At 70.3% G+C, this 16157-nt stretch carries 16 protein-coding genes and 1 tRNA gene; 13 read left to right on the top strand and 4 right to left on the bottom strand.

What is annotated here, in order from left to right; translation table 11 throughout:
- Positions 1–54: 54 nt before the first annotated feature.
- Positions 55–1509: a phytoene desaturase family protein gene (locus ACEXQC_RS06060; protein WP_374819507.1), complete on the top strand. Its 1455-nt coding sequence runs from the start codon at positions 55–57 to the stop codon at positions 1507–1509.
- Positions 1510–1527: 18 nt separating this feature from the next.
- Here the strand turns inward: ACEXQC_RS06060 and ACEXQC_RS06055 are convergent, their stop codons facing one another.
- The gene (locus tag ACEXQC_RS06055) at positions 1528–2166 is read right to left on the bottom strand and encodes an MBL fold metallo-hydrolase (protein WP_374819505.1); all 639 of its coding nucleotides are present in this window, start codon (positions 2164–2166) and stop codon (positions 1528–1530) included.
- Positions 2167–2221: 55 nt separating this feature from the next.
- On the opposite strand from ACEXQC_RS06055, the gene ACEXQC_RS06050 reads away from it, so the two are divergent.
- The 3 genes from ACEXQC_RS06050 to ACEXQC_RS06040 all read left to right on the top strand — a co-directional run bounded on the left by ACEXQC_RS06050 (position 2222) and on the right by ACEXQC_RS06040 (position 3618).
- Entirely contained in the window at positions 2222–3166 is a 945-nt protein-coding gene (locus ACEXQC_RS06050; protein WP_374819503.1) for a YegS/Rv2252/BmrU family lipid kinase, read from the top strand.
- Between the two features lie 40 nt (positions 3167–3206).
- Positions 3207–3279, top strand: a tRNA-Glu gene (locus ACEXQC_RS06045).
- Positions 3280–3405: 126 nt separating this feature from the next.
- The gene (locus tag ACEXQC_RS06040; RefSeq protein ID WP_374819501.1) at positions 3406–3618 is read left to right on the top strand and encodes a hypothetical protein; all 213 of its coding nucleotides are present in this window, start codon (positions 3406–3408) and stop codon (positions 3616–3618) included.
- 5 nt (positions 3619–3623) lie between these two features.
- Here ACEXQC_RS06040 and ACEXQC_RS06035 read toward each other — a convergent pair whose 3' ends face one another.
- Both ACEXQC_RS06035 and ACEXQC_RS06030 read right to left on the bottom strand, forming a co-directional pair.
- Positions 3624–4112: an FBP domain-containing protein gene (locus ACEXQC_RS06035; protein WP_374819500.1), complete on the bottom strand. Its 489-nt coding sequence runs from the start codon at positions 4110–4112 to the stop codon at positions 3624–3626.
- A gap of 10 nt (positions 4113–4122) precedes the next feature.
- Positions 4123–6033, bottom strand: a complete 1911-nt coding sequence (locus tag ACEXQC_RS06030; RefSeq protein WP_374819498.1) for a glycoside hydrolase family 15 protein — start codon at positions 6031–6033, stop codon at positions 4123–4125.
- A 64-nt stretch (positions 6034–6097) separates the two neighbouring features.
- On the opposite strand from ACEXQC_RS06030, the gene ACEXQC_RS06025 reads away from it, so the two are divergent.
- From ACEXQC_RS06025 to ACEXQC_RS05985, 9 genes are all read left to right on the top strand, one after another.
- Positions 6098–6817, top strand: coding sequence for a M23 family metallopeptidase (locus ACEXQC_RS06025; RefSeq protein ID WP_374819496.1), 720 nt, complete (start codon positions 6098–6100; stop codon positions 6815–6817).
- A gap of 136 nt (positions 6818–6953) precedes the next feature.
- Complete coding sequence (locus ACEXQC_RS06020; RefSeq protein WP_374819494.1) at positions 6954–7874, top strand: DUF4097 family beta strand repeat-containing protein; 921 nt, start codon at positions 6954–6956, stop codon at positions 7872–7874.
- Positions 7871–8641 (top strand): PadR family transcriptional regulator, encoded by a 771-nt coding sequence (locus tag ACEXQC_RS06015; RefSeq protein WP_374819492.1) that lies wholly within the window; start codon positions 7871–7873, stop codon positions 8639–8641. Before ACEXQC_RS06020 ends, ACEXQC_RS06015 begins: the two co-directional genes overlap by 4 nt.
- A gap of 191 nt (positions 8642–8832) precedes the next feature.
- The gene (leuC, locus tag ACEXQC_RS06010; protein WP_374819490.1) at positions 8833–10308 is read left to right on the top strand and encodes a 3-isopropylmalate dehydratase large subunit; all 1476 of its coding nucleotides are present in this window, start codon (positions 8833–8835) and stop codon (positions 10306–10308) included.
- A 1-nt stretch (position 10309) separates the two neighbouring features.
- A complete protein-coding gene (gene leuD, locus ACEXQC_RS06005) occupies positions 10310–10906 on the top strand; it encodes a 3-isopropylmalate dehydratase small subunit (RefSeq protein WP_374819488.1) in 597 nt (198 codons plus the stop codon).
- Positions 10907–11002: 96 nt separating this feature from the next.
- Complete coding sequence (gene murA, locus ACEXQC_RS06000) at positions 11003–12373, top strand: UDP-N-acetylglucosamine 1-carboxyvinyltransferase (protein ID WP_374819486.1); 1371 nt, start codon at positions 11003–11005, stop codon at positions 12371–12373.
- 15 nt (positions 12374–12388) lie between these two features.
- A complete protein-coding gene (locus ACEXQC_RS05995) occupies positions 12389–13162 on the top strand; it encodes a lysophospholipid acyltransferase family protein (RefSeq protein WP_374819484.1) in 774 nt (257 codons plus the stop codon).
- On the top strand, positions 13162–14298 hold the full coding sequence (locus ACEXQC_RS05990; protein ID WP_374819482.1) for an NAD(P)H-dependent glycerol-3-phosphate dehydrogenase: 1137 nt from the start codon (positions 13162–13164) through the stop codon (positions 14296–14298). The genes ACEXQC_RS05995 and ACEXQC_RS05990 overlap by 1 nt, the downstream gene beginning before the upstream one ends.
- Positions 14210–15298, top strand: a complete 1089-nt coding sequence (locus ACEXQC_RS05985) for a D-alanine--D-alanine ligase family protein (protein WP_374819481.1) — start codon at positions 14210–14212, stop codon at positions 15296–15298. Before ACEXQC_RS05990 ends, ACEXQC_RS05985 begins: the two co-directional genes overlap by 89 nt.
- Positions 15299–15476: 178 nt before the next feature.
- Here the strand turns inward: ACEXQC_RS05985 and ACEXQC_RS05980 are convergent, their stop codons facing one another.
- On the bottom strand, positions 15477–16151 hold the full coding sequence (locus ACEXQC_RS05980; RefSeq protein WP_374819479.1) for a DUF3515 family protein: 675 nt from the start codon (positions 16149–16151) through the stop codon (positions 15477–15479).
- Positions 16152–16157 lie beyond the last annotated feature (6 nt).

Here is a 16157-nt window from a genome sequence, read left to right as displayed (position 1 = left end):
CCACCACCATCTCCCCACCCTTCTCGACGCCCGCGCGGGGGATAGGGTGGCGGCATGAGCAGCGGGCCGGTCGACGCGGTGGTCGTGGGGAGCGGGCCCAACGGGCTCGCGGCCGCCGTCACGCTCGCGCGCGCCGGACTCTCGGTGCGGGTGTTCGAGGCGGCAGGTTCCGCAGGCGGCGGTGCGCGCACGGCGGAGCTCACCCTGCCCGGCCACCATCACGACGTGTGCTCGGCCGTGCATCCGATGGCCCTGGCCTCGCCCTTCTTCCGGGCCTTCCAGCTCACCGACCGGGTGCCGTTCGTCTCGCCGGAGATCTCCTACGCCCAGGTGCTCGACCGAGGCCGCGCCGCCCTCGCCTTCCGCGACCTCGAGCAGACCGCCGCCGGTCTCGGCGCCGACGGCGCGGGGTGGCGACGGCTCTTCGCCCCGCTGCTCGCGCGCCGCGACGCCGTGGTCGACTTCGCCATGTCGCCGCTCCTCCGCGTGCCGCGCGATCCGCTCGCCGCAGCGACCCTCGGCACCCGTGTGCTCGCCACCTCCCGCTCGGCGAGCGGCGGTTTCCGCACCGAGGAGGCGAGCGGCCTGCTCGCCGGCCTCTCCGCGCACTCCATCGGCCCGGTCGCGTCCCTCGGCGCCCGGGCTGCGGGGCTGGTCCTCGGCATGCTCGCGCACACCCCGGGCGGTTGGCCCATCCCGATCGGTGGATCCCAGGCAATCGTCGACTCCCTGGCCGCCGACCTCGTGGCGCACGGCGGCGAGATCGTCACCGAGACCCGAGTCGACTCCCTGCGCGACCTGCCCTCCGCGCACGCCGTGCTGCTCGACGTCTCCCCGAGGGCGCTCGAATCCATCGGCGGTGAGCTGCTGCCGCTCGGCTACCGCAGCGCCCTGCGCGGCTTCCGCTACGGCAACGCCGCCTCCAAGGTCGACTTCGTGCTCGACGGGCCCGTGCCCTGGAAGAATCCGCAGCTCGCGGCCGCCGGCACCCTGCACCTCGCGGGGTCCGGGGCCGAGGTGGACGCGGGCGAGCGCCAGATCGCCCGCGGCACGCACCCGGACAAGCCGTTCGTGCTCGTCTCGCAGCCGAGCACCGTCGACCCCGGTCGCGCCCCTGCGGGCCACCAGGTGCTCTGGGCCTACACGCACGTGCCCCGCGGATCGGGACGCGACATGACCGAGGCCATCACGGCCCGCATCGAGGAGTTCGCCCCCGGCTTCCGCGACCGCATCGTGGCCTCGGCCGCCATCCCGGCGTCGGGCCTCGCGCTCTACAACGCCAACTACGTGGGCGGCGACATCTCGAGCGGAGCCGCCTCGTTCAGCCAGCTGCTCGCCAGGCCCGTCGTCTCCGGCACGCCGTGGCGCACCCCGCTCGACGGGGTCTACCTGTGCTCGGCGAGCACCACACCGGGGCCCGGCGTGCACGGGATGGGCGGCTGGCAGGCGGCCAGGGCGGCGCTCCGCGACGTGTTCGGCATCACCGAGTCGCCGTCACTGGCCCCCTGACCGCCCCCGCGCTCGGCTCTAGAGGTCGAGCGAGTCGCCCGGCTGCAGCGCGAAGAACTCCCCGCCGCCCTGCTCGGTCGCCCACTTGATGCGGTCGTTCGACATGGCCTTGCCGCCCACCGAGAGCACCATCTCGTGCGTGGAGAACGCACGCTTGGGCTTGACCTCGAGCACGTAGTCCATGGCCTCGGCCATCTTCATCCACGGCGCCCCCGCCGGCACCGCGAGCAGATCCACGTCCACACCCTCCGGCAGGGCCCACGAGTCGCCCGGGTAGTAGAGCGTTCCATCCACGAGCACACCCACGTTGTCGATCACGGGGATCGAGGAGTGGATGATGGCGTGCTGCCCGCCCGAGAAGACGAGCGGGAACGGCCCGGCCTCGATCGAGTCGCCGGGAGCGACCTGCACCACGTCGAAGTCGGTGGCGGCGTTCACCACGCCCTCCGGCCCGTAGATGACGGCGTCGGGCGAGGCCTCGAGGATGCGTCGGAGCTGCTCGGGGGTCCAGTGGTCCTGATGCTCGTGGGTGATCACCACGGCCACGGTGCCCGCGGCGTCGGTGATGGGGGTGGTGAACGATCCGGGGTCGATGAAGAGCTTGCGGCCCGACTTCTCCAGCAGCAGAGCGGCGTGCTCGAATTTCGTGAGTCTCATGATCCCGACTCAACACCTGCCGCCGCCGCCGTGCAACTCCGCGATAATCGGTGGAATGCCCACCCCAGTCGACAGCCCAGCGCCCACCGCGGCGAAGCGGATCGTCATCGCGATCAACCCGAACGCCTCCTTCGGTCGGAGCCGTCACGTCGGGCCCCTCGTCGTCTCGGCGCTCAAGGCGCGGGGTCACGAGGTCGTGCCGCTCAGCGCCCCCGACTACGAGGGGCTCGTGCGGGTGGTCGACCGTGCCCTCGAGGCCCCCACGGATGCGCTCGTGGTGGTCGGCGGCGATGGGCTCGTCAACCTCGGCGTCAACCTCGTGGCGGGCACCGGTGTGCCGCTCGGCATCGTGCCGACGGGCACGGGCAACGACTTCGCGACCGGTCTCGGCATCCCCACCGGCGATCCCGAGGCGGCGATCCGGGTGCTCGCCACGGCCCTCGAGGGGGCGCCGCGGGTCATCGACGCCGCCCGGGTCACGGGGGGCGAGCAGAGCCCCCGCTGGTTCGCGGGAGTGCTCTCGGCGGGCTTCGACGCCGCCGTCAACGATCGCGCCAACCGCATGCGCCGCCCCCGCGGCGCCTCGCGCTACGTGTTGGCCCTCGTGGCGGAGCTCGCCACCCTCAAGACGCGGCACTACGAGCTCGAGATCGACGGCGAGCGCATCGAGGTCGATTCGTGCCTGCTCTCGGTGGCCAACAACACCACCATCGGGGGCGGCATGAAGATCGCTCCGGATGCGCTGCTCGACGACGGCCTGCTCGACGTGTTCATCGTGTCGCCGGTCTCGCGGCTGCGCTTCATCCGCCTGTTCCCCCGGGTGTTCTCGGGCACCCACGTCGATCTGCCCTTCGTGGAGTTCCGCCGCGGCCGCACCGTCACGGTGTCGTCCCCCGGGGTCGTGGGGTACGCGGACGGGGAGCGTTTCGGCGAGCTGCCGCTCACGGTCGAACTCGTTCCGGAGGCGCTCTCGGTGCTCGCCGCGCCGCTGATTTGTTAGGAGCTTCATGGGTGTGGCATACTCGGTGAGTTGCAAAAACGGCCCCATCGTTTAGCGGCCTAGGACGTCGCCCTCTCACGGCGGTAACGCGGGTTCGAATCCCGCTGGGGTCACAGCACACAGAGCAGTACAGACAGAAAGCCTCCGGTTCTCCGGAGGCTTTCTGCGTTGGTGGGGGCAGGTTGTCGCGAGCGGCTCGGGGGAGTTGACTCGGGAGCATCCCCAACGGAAGGACCGCGATGAGCGAGAAGAACGAACCCGTCGACCTCAGCGACGTGGAGTACCCGGACTACTCGGGTTACCCCGACGGCGAGGGCATGGTGGGCAACGGCCCCACGACAGACGCGGTGCCCTCAGGAGTGGACCCCACGGTCGCCGACGAGCCCGAGCACCCCACCTCCGAAGACGAAGTAGCCACCGACGAGGAAACCCTCGAAGAGAACGACGGCTAGCCGACCTAACGCAAGACGTTGCGCGTGAAGGAGTCGAGGCGCGAGCTCAGGCCCGCCGCGCGCAGCGCCACCACGGCGTCGGGGTCTGGCTGCAGCTCCGAGCGCGGCGGCACCTTGCGGATGAGGGTCGAGCAGCCGAAGTCGGCGCAGATGTAGGTGCCCACGGTCGAACCGTCGTAGCCCGCCTGGCCGGCGCGCGGTGCCGTGAACAGCGTCACCTGCACACCGGGCAGGGGAGTGCGGCACAGCGTGCACATGCTCGAGATGCCGGGCCGGGTGAGCGATCCGGCCGCCTTGAGCAGGATGCCGACGGGCCGGTCGCCCTGCCAGTAGACGATGTAGCCGCGGTGGATGGCGTGCACGTCGCGCCAACCGAGGAACTCGCGCTCGTCCCAGAGGATCTCGTGCAGCCCCGGCAGGGTCATCCGCTCGAGGTCGGTCTCGCTGACGTTCGCGAACGAGCCGCGGATCTCCGCCTCGGTGAGTGCCTTCATCGGCGAAAGCCTAATCGCTCGGAGCGTCGGCGGTGTCGGTGCGTGCGCGATTGGTGGCGGCGCGATCGGTGGAGGACTCACCGGGTGCCCGCCCGGGTGCGTGGGCGGCGGCCGCCGTCGCCGTGGCGATCGCATCCGCGGCCCTCACGAGTGCCAGGTGCGAGAACGCCTGGGGCGTGTTGCCCACCTGTCGCGCCCCGCGCACGTCGTACTCCTCGGCCAGCAGCCCCACGTCGTTCGCGAGCCCGACGAGCCTGTCCATGAGTGTCGTCGCATCCTCCACGCGCCCCGACCGGGCGTACTGCCCCACGAGCCAGAACGAGCACGCGAGAAACGGATGCTCGCCGCCCGGCAGCCCGTCGACCCCCGACTCCGTGCGGTAGCGCAGCAGCAGCCCCTCGTGCAGCAGATCCTCCTCGATGGCGGCCACGGTGCCGAGCATGCGCGGGTCGTCGGCCTCCACGAAGCCGATCTGCGAGAGCAGCAGCAGCGAGGCGTCGACCTCGGTGGTGCCGTAGTGCTGCACGAAGGTGTTGCGCGAGGCATCGAAACCGTGGGTCTCGATCTCGGTGCGCAGGGTGTCGCGGATGCCGGCCCACAGCTCGTCGTCGCCCGGCAGCCCGTACACACGCACCGCCTCGACGCCGCACGAGAAGGCGGCCCAGATCATGGCGCGCGAGTGCGTGAACGGCACCTGCGGCCCGCGGATCTCCCAGATGCCGTTGTCGGGCTTCTGCCACGTGGTGGCCAGGAAGCCCAGCAGCGAGCGCTGCAGCGGCCAGGAGTACTGATCCTCGTCCACGCCGATGCGGCGGGCCTCGCGGAGCGCGATCATGAGCTCGCCGAAGATGTCGCCCTGGTACTGGGTGGCGGCGCCGTTGCCGACGCGCACGGGCGACGCGGGGCCGGTGGGGGAGGCGCTGTCGCCCGCGGGCAGAGAGTACCCCGGCAGGCTGTCGACCTCGTACTCCGGCAGCCGCCGCTCACCGCCCAATCCGTACATGGTCTGGATGTCGGCGGGGTCGCCCGCGATGGCACGCAGCAGCCAGCGCCGCCAGTGCCCGGTCTCCTCCTCGTAGCCGTGGAGCATGAGCGCCGAGAGGGTGAGCGAGGCGTCGCGGATCCAGGTGTAGCGGTAGTCCCAGTTGCGCGGGCCACCGAACTGCTCGGGCAGGCTCGTGGTGGCGGCCGCCACGATGCCGCCCGTGTCGAGGTGGGTGAGCGCCCGCAGCACCAGCAGGGAGCGGCGCACGGCGGCGGCGTAGGGCTCGGGCAGTTCGGTGGCGTCGGCCCAGTCCGACCACCACGTCGACGTCGAGGCGAGCGCCTCGTCGACGTCGACGGCGCGAGGGGGTGAGAGATGGGAGGAGAACCAGGTCAGCTGGATGTCGACCACGTCGCCCTCGGCGACCTCGAAGTCGGAGGCGTGCACGTGGCCGTCGGCCGTGAGCGCCGGTCCGCGCACGATCACAGCATCGGGGCCCGCGATGGCGACCACGGCGTTGCCGCCGTGCTCGGGCGCCTGCCGCATCCAGGGCAGGGCGTCGGCGTAGCCGAAGCGGATGGCGAGCTCCTGGCGCATCCGCACCCTCCCGGAGACCCCGCGGATGCGTCTCACGACCGTGCGGTCACCGGATTCGGGGAGCATCGCATCCGTCACCTCCACCACGCCCTCCGCCGTCTGCCAGCGGGTGACGAGCAGGAAGGTGTCGCCGAGGTAGCGGCGCGTGGCGGGTTGCGTGGTCGCGGCTGCGGGCGCCACCAGCCAGCGGCCGTGCTCCGGCGTGCCGAGCAGCGCCGCGAAGGTCGAGGCCGAGTCGAAACGCGGCAGACAGAGCCAGTCGATGCTGCCGTCGATGCCGACGAGGGCGGCCGTGTGGCAGTCGCCGATGAGCGCGTAGTCCTCGATGGGAAGAGCCATCTGCCGATTCTGTCAGCACCGCCCCGGGTTGTGCGGAGGGCGCGGGCATTACAGAATGGGGCGGATGAGGTTCCAGGGCACGATACTCGGCGGCGTCGCCATGACGTTCGTGTTCGGCGTGGCCGTGGCCACCTCGGTGCCGGCCGCCTCCCTCGCCACCACGAGCTCGTTCGACGCGGTGCAGAGCGACGTCTTGGCCGGGTCGGCGCAGTCCTTCGACTCCGAGGCCGCCGGTGCAGGCGCCGTGGCCCGAGACGGCTACGTGGTGAACACCCCGACGCCCACCCCCACCCCCGTTCCCAAGCCCGTCGCCTCCTCGAGCGAGGGCGGCTACGGCGGTGCCCAGTGCCAGGCGGGGGCCGACGCCGTGGCCGAGTCCACCGCGTTCTCCTGGGTCTACCCGGGCGGCTACCGGCAGTCGGACGGCTTCGGTCCGCGCGCCGAGGGCTTCCACAAGGGCGTCGACATGGTCAACGACGAGGGTGTGCCGGTGCACGCGATCGCCGACGGCATCGTCATCGCCGCCTCGGGCAACGGAGGCACGGGCGGCGTCTACCTCTCGCTCGCGCACAAGGTGGGCGGGGTCGCCGTGTGCAGCATGTACATGCACTTCCTCGACGGTTCGCTCATGGCCGGGGTGGGCGACACGGTCACCGCCGGGCAGGTGATCGGCCTCACGGGCCGCACCGGCAACGCCACCACCGAGCACACCCACTTCGAGCTCTACGGTGCCGACGGCGTGCGCTACGACCCCATGCCGTTCATGACGCAGCACGCGGGCTGACGCCCGCCACATCCGCCTCGCTGGCACTTCGCTGATCTTTCGACGCGCACTCGCGATATATCTTGACCCAACTCGAGACGCGATATAACGTGACTGCCACAGGACGCGATATAACGCGAACAGGCAGGAGAGCAGCGTGGTACTCGAGAAGTGGGTCGTCGACGGACCGAAGGTCATCGACATCGAACTGGTCCGATCGGTCAAGGTCGGACTGATCGGCGGCAAGGTCGACGTGATCGGCCACGACGAGCCGGGAGCGCGCATCGAGGTGCACTCGGTGAAGGGCAAGGAGCTGACCGTCTCGGTCGACGGCGACAAGCTCGAGATCAACCACCCGCAGCTGCGCTGGGACAACTTCATCGAGGTGTTCACCTCGTGGCGGGGCAACGCGAGCGCCGACATCAGCATCATGGTGCCGCGCGACGTGGCCCTCAAGTTCGGCGTCATCTCGGCCTCGGCCCTCCTCTCCGGCCTCGTGACGGATGCGCGCATCAGCACGATCACGGGCGACGTGGTGGTCGACGACGTGATCGGCGACCTCGACGTGAACAGCGTGAACGGCGAGATCTCGATCCGAGACCACACCGGTCGCGTCAAGGCCCACACCGTCGCCGGCGACATCACCGCCCAGGGCGCGATCCGCCGGTTCTCGGCCGACGGCGTCTCCGCCGAGGTCTTCGTCGACACCACGGGCACTCCCGACGAGATCCAGAACAACACCGTCTCGGGCGCCCTCACGGTGCGCATGGACAGCGCCACGTCGGCCCGCTACAACGTCAACTCCGTCTCCGGGGTGCTGCAGCTCGCCCACAGCACCATCAAGGGGCTGCGCGGCAGCGGCTACAACGGCAGCACGGGATCGCTCGAAGGGGCGTTCACCGAGGTGCGCGCGAACTCCGTGGCCGGCGACATCACGGTGGTGTTCCGCGAGGCGGAGCACGCGGCCTCGAAGGCGGGAGCGGGTGCCGGTGCTGGTGCTACTGCCGGTGCTACCGCCGGTGCCGGTGCCGAGGGCCCCGCCGGCCCCGACGAGACGTTCGCCGAGGGTCACGCATGAGCCCCGTCTTCGGCCACGGCCACCTGCGGCTCTACCTGCTGAGCCTGCTCGACGAGTCGCCCAAGCACGGCTACGAGCTCATCCAGGCGCTCTCGGACCGCTTCGGTGGCACCTACAGCCCGAGCGCGGGCACCATCTACCCGCGGCTCGCGAAGCTCGAGGAGGACGGTCTCGTCACCAAGACCGCCGACGGCCGCAAGACCGTCTACTCCATCACCGACGCAGGTCGCGCCGAGCTCGACTCGCGCCGTGCCGAGCTCGATGACATCGAGGCCGAGCTGTCCGACTCCGTGCGAAGGCTGGCCGACGAGGTGCGCTCCGGCGTCGATCTCGCCATGCGCAGCCTCAAGGCGGATCTGGCGTCCGCCGCCCGTGAGGCCCGCCTCGCGGCCACCGAGCACCTGCGCGGCTGGAACTCGCCCGTCGACCCCACGGCGACCCCCTCGACCTCGACGACCTCGACGAGCGACGCTCCGCAGCCCTCCTTCGAGCCCACGGCCCCCGCGCACCCCACCCTGCGCAAAGAGGAGCCCACGGCAGACTCGGTGCCGACCGCATCCACCGGCTCGTCGTCGTCCCCTTCGCGGGCCGACGTCTCGGCCGCGCTCCGCGACGCCGACATCGCGCTCGCCGACTTCCGCCAGAGCGTCAGGACGGATCTGCGCAAGGCCTCCTCCGAGGGCTTCGACCCCGAGCTGGTGGCCCGCCTCAAGCGGCGCCTCACCGAGGTGCGCTCCGAGTTCCACGACGAGCTCGCGCGCCGCTGACCCGGCTCCGCAGAACCCCTCCGTCCGCGGTCTCATCCCGCGGAGGGAGGGGTTCTTTCCGTTGCTGCTGGTAGGATCGGGGGGTGCTGTTCGGTCGGCTTCTCCTTCGCTGCCGCGACGAGTCCTAGTCAAGGCCTCCCTCGTCGCGGTGTTCGTCAACGGCTGACCCCTACTCTTTCGAAGGACACCCCATGAGCACCACATCCTCACGCCCCCGCACCCTGGCCGAGAAGGCCCGTACTCTCGCCGAGAAGGTCTGGGACGACCACCTCGTGGTCAAGGGCGAGAACGGCGAACCCGACCTCATCTACATCGACCTGCACCTCGTGCACGAGGTCACGAGCCCGCAGGCCTTCGACGGCCTGCGCTCCGAGGGTCGCCCGCTCCGCCGGCTCGACCTCACGATCGCCACGGAAGACCACAACACCCCCACGCTGGCCATCGACAAGCCAATCGCCGACCTCACGAGCCGCACCCAGATCCAGACCCTGCGCAACAACGCCAAGGAGTTCGGCGTGCGCCTGCACTCCCTCGGCGACCTCGAGCAGGGCATCGTGCACGTCGTCGGCCCGCAGCTCGGCCTCACCATGCCGGGCATCACCGTGGTCTGCGGCGACAGCCACACGAGCACCCACGGCGCGTTCGGCGCCATGGCGTTCGGCATCGGCACGAGCGAGGTCGAGCACGTCATGGCCACCCAGACGCTGCCGCTCAAGCCCTTCAAGACCATGGCCATCACGGTCGAGGGAACGCTCCGCCCCGGCGTCACCGCGAAGGACATCATCCTCGCCGTGATCGCCAAGATCGGCACGGGAGGCGGCCAGGGTTACGTGCTCGAGTACCGCGGCTCCGCCATCCGCTCGCTCTCCATGGAGGGCCGCATGACGATCTGCAACATGTCGATTGAGGCCGGTGCCCGCGCGGGCATGGTTGCCCCCGACCAGATCACCTTCGACTACCTCGAGGGCCGCCCGCACGCCCCCGCGGGCGAGGACTGGGACGAGGCCGTCGCCTACTGGAAGACCCTCCCCACCGACGAGGGCGCCGTGTTCGACGCCGAGGTCTTCCTCGACGCCGACGAGCTCGAGCCCTTCGTGACCTGGGGCACCAACCCCGGCCAGGGCGTCTCGCTCAGCGACTCCGTGCCCGATCCCTCGACCATCGCCGACCCCAACGAGCGCTCGGCCGCCGAGCGGGCCCTCGAGTACATGGACCTGAAGGCGGGCACCCCGCTCAAGGAGATCCCGGTCGACGCGGTCTTCATGGGCTCGTGCACGAACAGTCGGATCGAGGATCTGCGCGCGTTCGCCGAGATCATCAAGGGCCAGAAGAAGGCCGAGAACGTGCGCGTCATGGTGGTTCCCGGCAGCGCCCGCGTGCGGCTCGAGGCCGAGGCGGAGGGGATCGACAAGATCGTCACCGAGTTCGGCGCCGAATGGCGCTTCGCCGGCTGCTCGATGTGCCTCGGCATGAACCCGGATCAGCTCGCACCGGGGGAGCGCTGCGCGAGCACCTCCAACCGCAACTTCGAGGGCCGCCAGGGCAAGGGCGGCCGCACCCACCTGGTGTCGCCCCTGGTCGCCGCGGCGACCGCCATCCGGGGCACGCTCTCGAGCGTCTCCGACCTGAAAGAGCCGGCACACGCCCGCGAGACGGTAGGAGCCTGACATGGATGCCATCAACATCGTCGAGGGTGTCGCCGTGCCGCTGAAGCGGTCGAACGTCGACACCGACCAGATCATCCCCGCCGTCTACCTCAAGCGCGTCACGAAGACGGGCTTCGAGGATGCGCTCTTCGCCGGCTGGCGCAACGACCCCGAGTTCGTGCTCAACCAGCCCGCGTTCCAGAACCCGCGCGTGCTCGTGGCCGGCCCCGACTTCGGCACCGGATCGAGCCGCGAGCACGCCGTCTGGGCGCTCCGCGACTTCGGCTTCCAGGCCGTGCTGTCGGCCCGCTTCGGCGACATCTTCCGCGGCAACTCCGGCAAGCAGGGCCTGCTCACCGGGCTCGTCGACGAAGCCGAGATCGAGCGCATCTGGGAGGCCATCGACGCCCAGCCCGGCGTGCAGATCCGGGTCGACCTCACGGCCAAGACCGCCGTCATCGGCGACCTCTCAGTTCCGTTCGAGATCGACGATTACACTCGCTGGAGGCTGCTCGAGGGTCTGGACGACATCGGGCTGACCCTCCGCAACGAAGCGGCGATCACGGAATTCGAGAGCCGCCGGGAGAGTTGGAGACCTCGAACGCTTCCCGTGAAGTAGCGTTCGGTCACGACCACACTCCGTGACCGGGTGACAACCGGGGCGACGACCAGTCGAATCCCGTAGCGGCAATAACAGTCAGTGCAGGTGATGCAAGTGAACAGTCTCGTACAGGACGGCCGGAAGGCCGCAGAGCGGGTCGGGCTCAAGTCCGACACGATCGTCATCAACGGGGGGCGTCCGCTTCGCGGCACCATCGACGTGCGGGGGGCCAAGAACCTCGTCACGAAGGCCATGGTGGCCTCGCTCCTCGGCGACACCACCTCAACCCTCCGTGATGTCCCCGACATCAGCGACGTGCACGTGGTGTCGAGCCTCCTCGAGATCCACGGCGTCAAGATCACGGGTTCGGCCGCCACCGGCGTGCTCCAGCTCGACCCCACCAACGTGGCCACGGCCACGAGCGCCGAGATCGACGCGCTGTCGGGCTCGAGCCGCATCCCCATCCTCTTCTGCGGCCCGCTGCTGCACCGCCTCGGTCACGCGTTCATCCCCGACCTCGGTGGCTGCCGCATCGGCGACCGCCCCATCGACTTCCACCTGGATGCGCTCCGCGCGTTCGGAGCCGTCGTCGACAAGCTGCCGAGCGGCATCAACATCACGGCCCCCAACGGCCTGCGCGGCGCCAACATCGAGCTGCCCTACCCGAGCGTGGGCGCCACCGAGCAGGTCCTGCTCACCGGTGTGCGCGCCCTCGGCACCACCGAGCTCAAGAACGCGGCCATCGAGCCCGAGATCATGGATCTCATCGCCGTGCTGCAGAAGATGGGCGCCATCATCTCGGTGGAGCCCAACCGCACCATCCTCATCGAAGGTGTCGAGAGCCTCGAGGGCTACAACCACCGCGCGCTGTTCGACCGCAACGAGGCCGCCTCCTGGGCCTCCGCCGCGCTCGCGACGGGCGGATCCATCTTCACCACGGGCGCCAAGCAGTCCGAGATGATGACCTTCCTCAACGTCTTCCGCAAGATCGGTGGCGCGTTCGACATCGAGGAGGAGGGCATCCGCTTCTACCACCCCGGTGGCGACCTCAAGCCCGTGGTCATCGAGACCGACGTGCACCCCGGCTTCATGACCGACTGGCAGCAGCCCCTCATCGTGGCGCTCACCCAGGCGCACGGCACGTCGATCGTGCACGAGACGGTCTACGAGAACCGCTTCGGCTTCGTGGATGCGCTCGTGAAGATGGGCGCAGACGTCGAGGTGCACAAGAACGGCCTGGCCGATCCGAACCGCCGGGTGCCCCGCCGCCCGCTCGAGCAGGCCGCCGTCATCACCGGCCCCACCAAGCTGCACGGTGCCGAGCTCGAGGTGCCCGACCTCCGTGGCGGCTTCAGCCACCTCATCGCCGCGCTCACCGCGAACGGCCGCTCCTCGGTGTCGAACGTGGGCCTCATCGCCCGCGGTTACGGCGACTTCGTGGGCAAGCTGGAGAAGCTGGGAGCCGACTTCTACTTCGCCGAGTAGCAGCTCGTCCCGTCGATGGCCGCACCGCGCAAGAACACCGCATCGCGAAAGAACACCGAGAAGACCCCTGCGTTCCGGGTGGTCGAGGTGTTCGTCGTGCCGCTGCTCACGGCGATCGTGAAGGTCGACCAGCGCGGCACAGAGCACCTCCCCACCACGGGGCCGTTCGTACTGACCCCCAACCACTACTCGAACTTCGATCCGGTCGTGATGGCCTGGGGGGTCTGGAAGCTCGGGCGCGCCCCGCGCTTCCTGGCCAAGGCCTCGCTGTTCAGGGTGCCGTTGGTGGGCTGGGGGCTGCGCTCGATCGGTCAGATCCCGGTGGAGCGTTCAGGGCCCGGCCGGCAGAGCGCCCCCATCTCGGCGGCCACCGAGCTGCTCGAGCACGAGAAGGGCATCATCATCTACCCCGAGGGCACTCTCACGCGCGACCCGAAGCTGTGGCCGATGCGGGGCAAGACGGGGGCTGTGCGACTCGCCCTGCAGCATGGCATCCCCGTCATCCCGGCCGCGCACTGGGGGGTGCAGGCCATCCTGCCGCGGTACTCGAAGAAGCTCCGCATCTTCCCGCGCAAGACGGTGCGCATCCTGTACGGCCCTCCCGTGGACCTCGACGACCTGCGGGCCGGCCCTCTCGACCAGCGGGCGCTGAGCGAGGCCACGAGGCGCGTCATGGCCGCGATCACGGGGCTCGTGGAGGAGCTCCGCGGCGAGCCGGCGCCCGCCGAGCGCTGGAACCCGGCCGCCCACAACCAGAGCGAGTACGGCCGCCTCGAGGAGACAGACTGATGCGATCGAACCGCAACCCCGTTCCCGCCCCCGTGCGGCCCAAGGTCACGGTGCTGGGGGCGGGCAGCTGGGGCACGACCTTCGCCAAGATCGTCGCCGACGGCGGATCCGACGTGACCCTGTGGGCGCGCCGGCCCGAGCTCGCCAAGGAGATCCGCGAGGCCAAGCGCAACAGCGACTACCTGCCCGGCGTCAACCTGCCCGCGAGCGTGACGGCCACACCGGATGTGGGGGCCGCCCTCGCGCACGCGCAGTTCGTGTTCGTCTCGATCCCGAGCCAGTCGCTCAGGGCCAATCTGGTGGACATCAAGACGCTCATCCCCGAGGGTGCGCCCGTGATCAGCCTCATGAAGGGCGTCGAGAAGAGCACCGGCATGCGCATGAGCGAGGTGCTCGAGCAGGTGCTCGAGATCGATCGCGACCGCATCGCCGTGGCCTCGGGGCCCAACCTCGCCCTCGAGATCGCCAAGGAGCAGCCCACAGCGGCCGTCGTCTCCTCCACGAGCCTCGAGACGGCGGAGGCCGTGGCGAAGATCGCGACCAACCGGTACTTCCGCTCGTTCATCAACCAGGATGTGATCGGCACCGAGTTCGGCGGCGTGCTCAAGAACCTCATCGCCGTGGCCATCGGCATAGTCGACGGGGTGGGCTACGGCGAGAACACGAAGGCCTCGATCATCACTCGCGGTCTCGTGGAGATGACCGACTTCGCGGTGGCGTACGGCGGGCATCCGGAGACCCTCTCGGGCCTCGCGGGGCTCGGCGACCTCATCGCCACCTCGGGGTCGTCGCTCTCGCGCAACAACACCGCCGGTCGGCTGCTCGGCCAGGGCTACAGCTTCGCCGACGTCGTCAAGTCGATGCAGCAGACCGCGGAGGGGCTCGCCTCGGTGGCGCCCGTGCTCGCGCTGGCGGCGGCTAAGGGCGTGGACATGCCCATCTGCCGTCAGGTGGCCGAAGTGCTGGCCGGTACGCTCGATCCGAAAGACATTGCCCCCCACCTGACGACCGACGACGATTCGGCGCCGCAGGGCGAAAGGACTCTCGATGCCAGAAAAGAAGACGGTCGTGGTGCTCTTCGGGGGTCGCTCCAGCGAGCATTCGATCAGCTGCGCCACCGCGGGCGGCGTTCTTGAGGCCATAGACCGGTCGCGCTACGACGTCATCCCCGTGGGGATCACGCGGTCGGGCGCGTTCGTGCTGGAGGAGGATTCTCCCTCGAAGTTCCGGCTCGACCCCGCCGCTCTGCCCGAGGTCGTCGACAACGGGTCGCGCATCCTGTGGCCGTCGTCGGCACTGTCGCGCTCGCTGTCGGTGCAGGAGGCGTCGGGGGCCGTGCGGTCGCTGGGCTCCGTGGATGTGGTGTTCCCCATCCTGCACGGGCCGTTCGGGGAGGACGGCACGGTGCAGGGCATGCTCGAGCTCGTCTCGCTGCCGTACGTGGGCTCAGGGGTGCTGGCGTCGGCGCTCGGCATGGACAAGCACTTCACGAAGACCGTGCTGGCTGCCGCCGGGATCGCCGTGGCGCCGTGGGTCACCGTGACGGCGGACTCGTGGGCCGCGTCGCCCTCCTCGGTCACCGAGTCGGTGGCGTCGCTCGGGCTGCCGCTGTTCGTGAAGCCGGCGCGGGCGGGGTCGTCGGTGGGCGTGAGCAAGGTCTCGTCGCTGTCGTCGCTGGGCGAGGCCATCGAGGTGGCGCTGGCCGAGGATTCGCGGGTGCTCGTGGAGTCGGCCGTGTCGGGGCGCGAGGTGGAGTGCGGGGTGCTCGGGGGGCACTTCGGTGCTGCGCCGCGCGTGTCGGTGGCCGGTGAGATCGTCATGACCGGGCGCGAGTTCTACGACTTCGAGGCGAAGTACCTGGGCGGGTCTGGGGTCTCGCTCGTGTGCCCTGCTGACCTCTCGGAGGCTGAGCTCGCCGAGATGCAGTCGCTCGCGGCGCGGGCGTTCACCGCGATCGACGGATCGGGGCTCGCGCGTGTGGACTTCTTCCTCACGCCCTCCGGGTCGTTCGTGGTGAACGAGATCAACACGATGCCGGGCTTCACCCCGATCTCGATGTTCCCGGCCTGCTGGATCGCGTCGGGACTCTCGTACCCGGAACTGATCGACGAGCTGATCGAGCTGGCGCTGGAGTAGAAGTGCTGGTTGCCGCGCCGCCGCTTCTGCGGCGCGGGCGACATGTGAGGCCGCCGTCGCTGCGCGGCGTCGGTCTCACCTCGGGTCGTCGGGTACGGCCTGTTGCGTTGGGTCTGCGCTTGAGTCTCCGCGGGTTGTTGGGTCAGCCTGCGGGGTGGGGGTCGCTCCGTCGGCAGGGTCAGCCTGCGGGTGGGGTGGGCGTGGGGGTGATGCCCGACTCGAGGACGTCGTCGGCGTTGAGGCAGACCTCTGTCTGGGGGATGGCGGAGACCGCTGTGGTGAGGTCGACGAGGGCGTTCGTGCCGGAGGCGCTGAGGGAGTCGACGATGACCTCGACGGCCGGGGTGCGGCCGTAGGTGGTGAAGACGAAGGTGGGGTCGTCGGCGTCGTCGCGGATCCAGTCGACGCCGTTCACGTTGTAGCAGGGGAGGGTGGTGGGGCCGTAGGGCTCCACACCGCAGCGCAGCAGCACGGATGCGGGGTCGCCCCACGCACCCGTGGCCTGCGCATCCGTCTCGCGTCGATCGGCGTCGGCCACCGCGTCGGGGAGCCGCACGATCACCTCGGCGCACGCGGGGTCGGTGGCGTCGGCGGCGGGCTCGAGGGCCACGGGGCCGGCGCACCCGGCGAGCACCGCGGTGCCCGTGAGTACCAGGGCGAGCACACCGGCGGCGCGGGCGGCTCGGGTTGCGCGGGTGGCCCCGGCGGCGCGAGTGGCCCTGGCGGCTCGGATGGCGTCGGCGGCGCGGGCGGGAGTGCCGTTGCGTGCGGAGGCTGAGCGGAGGGGCGGTGCGGGAGGTGCGGGAGGTGCGGGCGGCGAGAGGAGTGCAGGCGGCGTGGGCGGTGTGGGCATCGCAGT

Origin of the sequence: Herbiconiux liukaitaii (assembly GCF_041927495.1) — a bacterium.
Classification (GTDB): Bacteria; Actinomycetota; Actinomycetes; order Actinomycetales; family Microbacteriaceae; genus Herbiconiux; species Herbiconiux liukaitaii.
The sequence above is the reverse complement of the archived record's forward strand: the minus strand, read 5'-3'. Positions and strand labels throughout refer to the sequence as shown.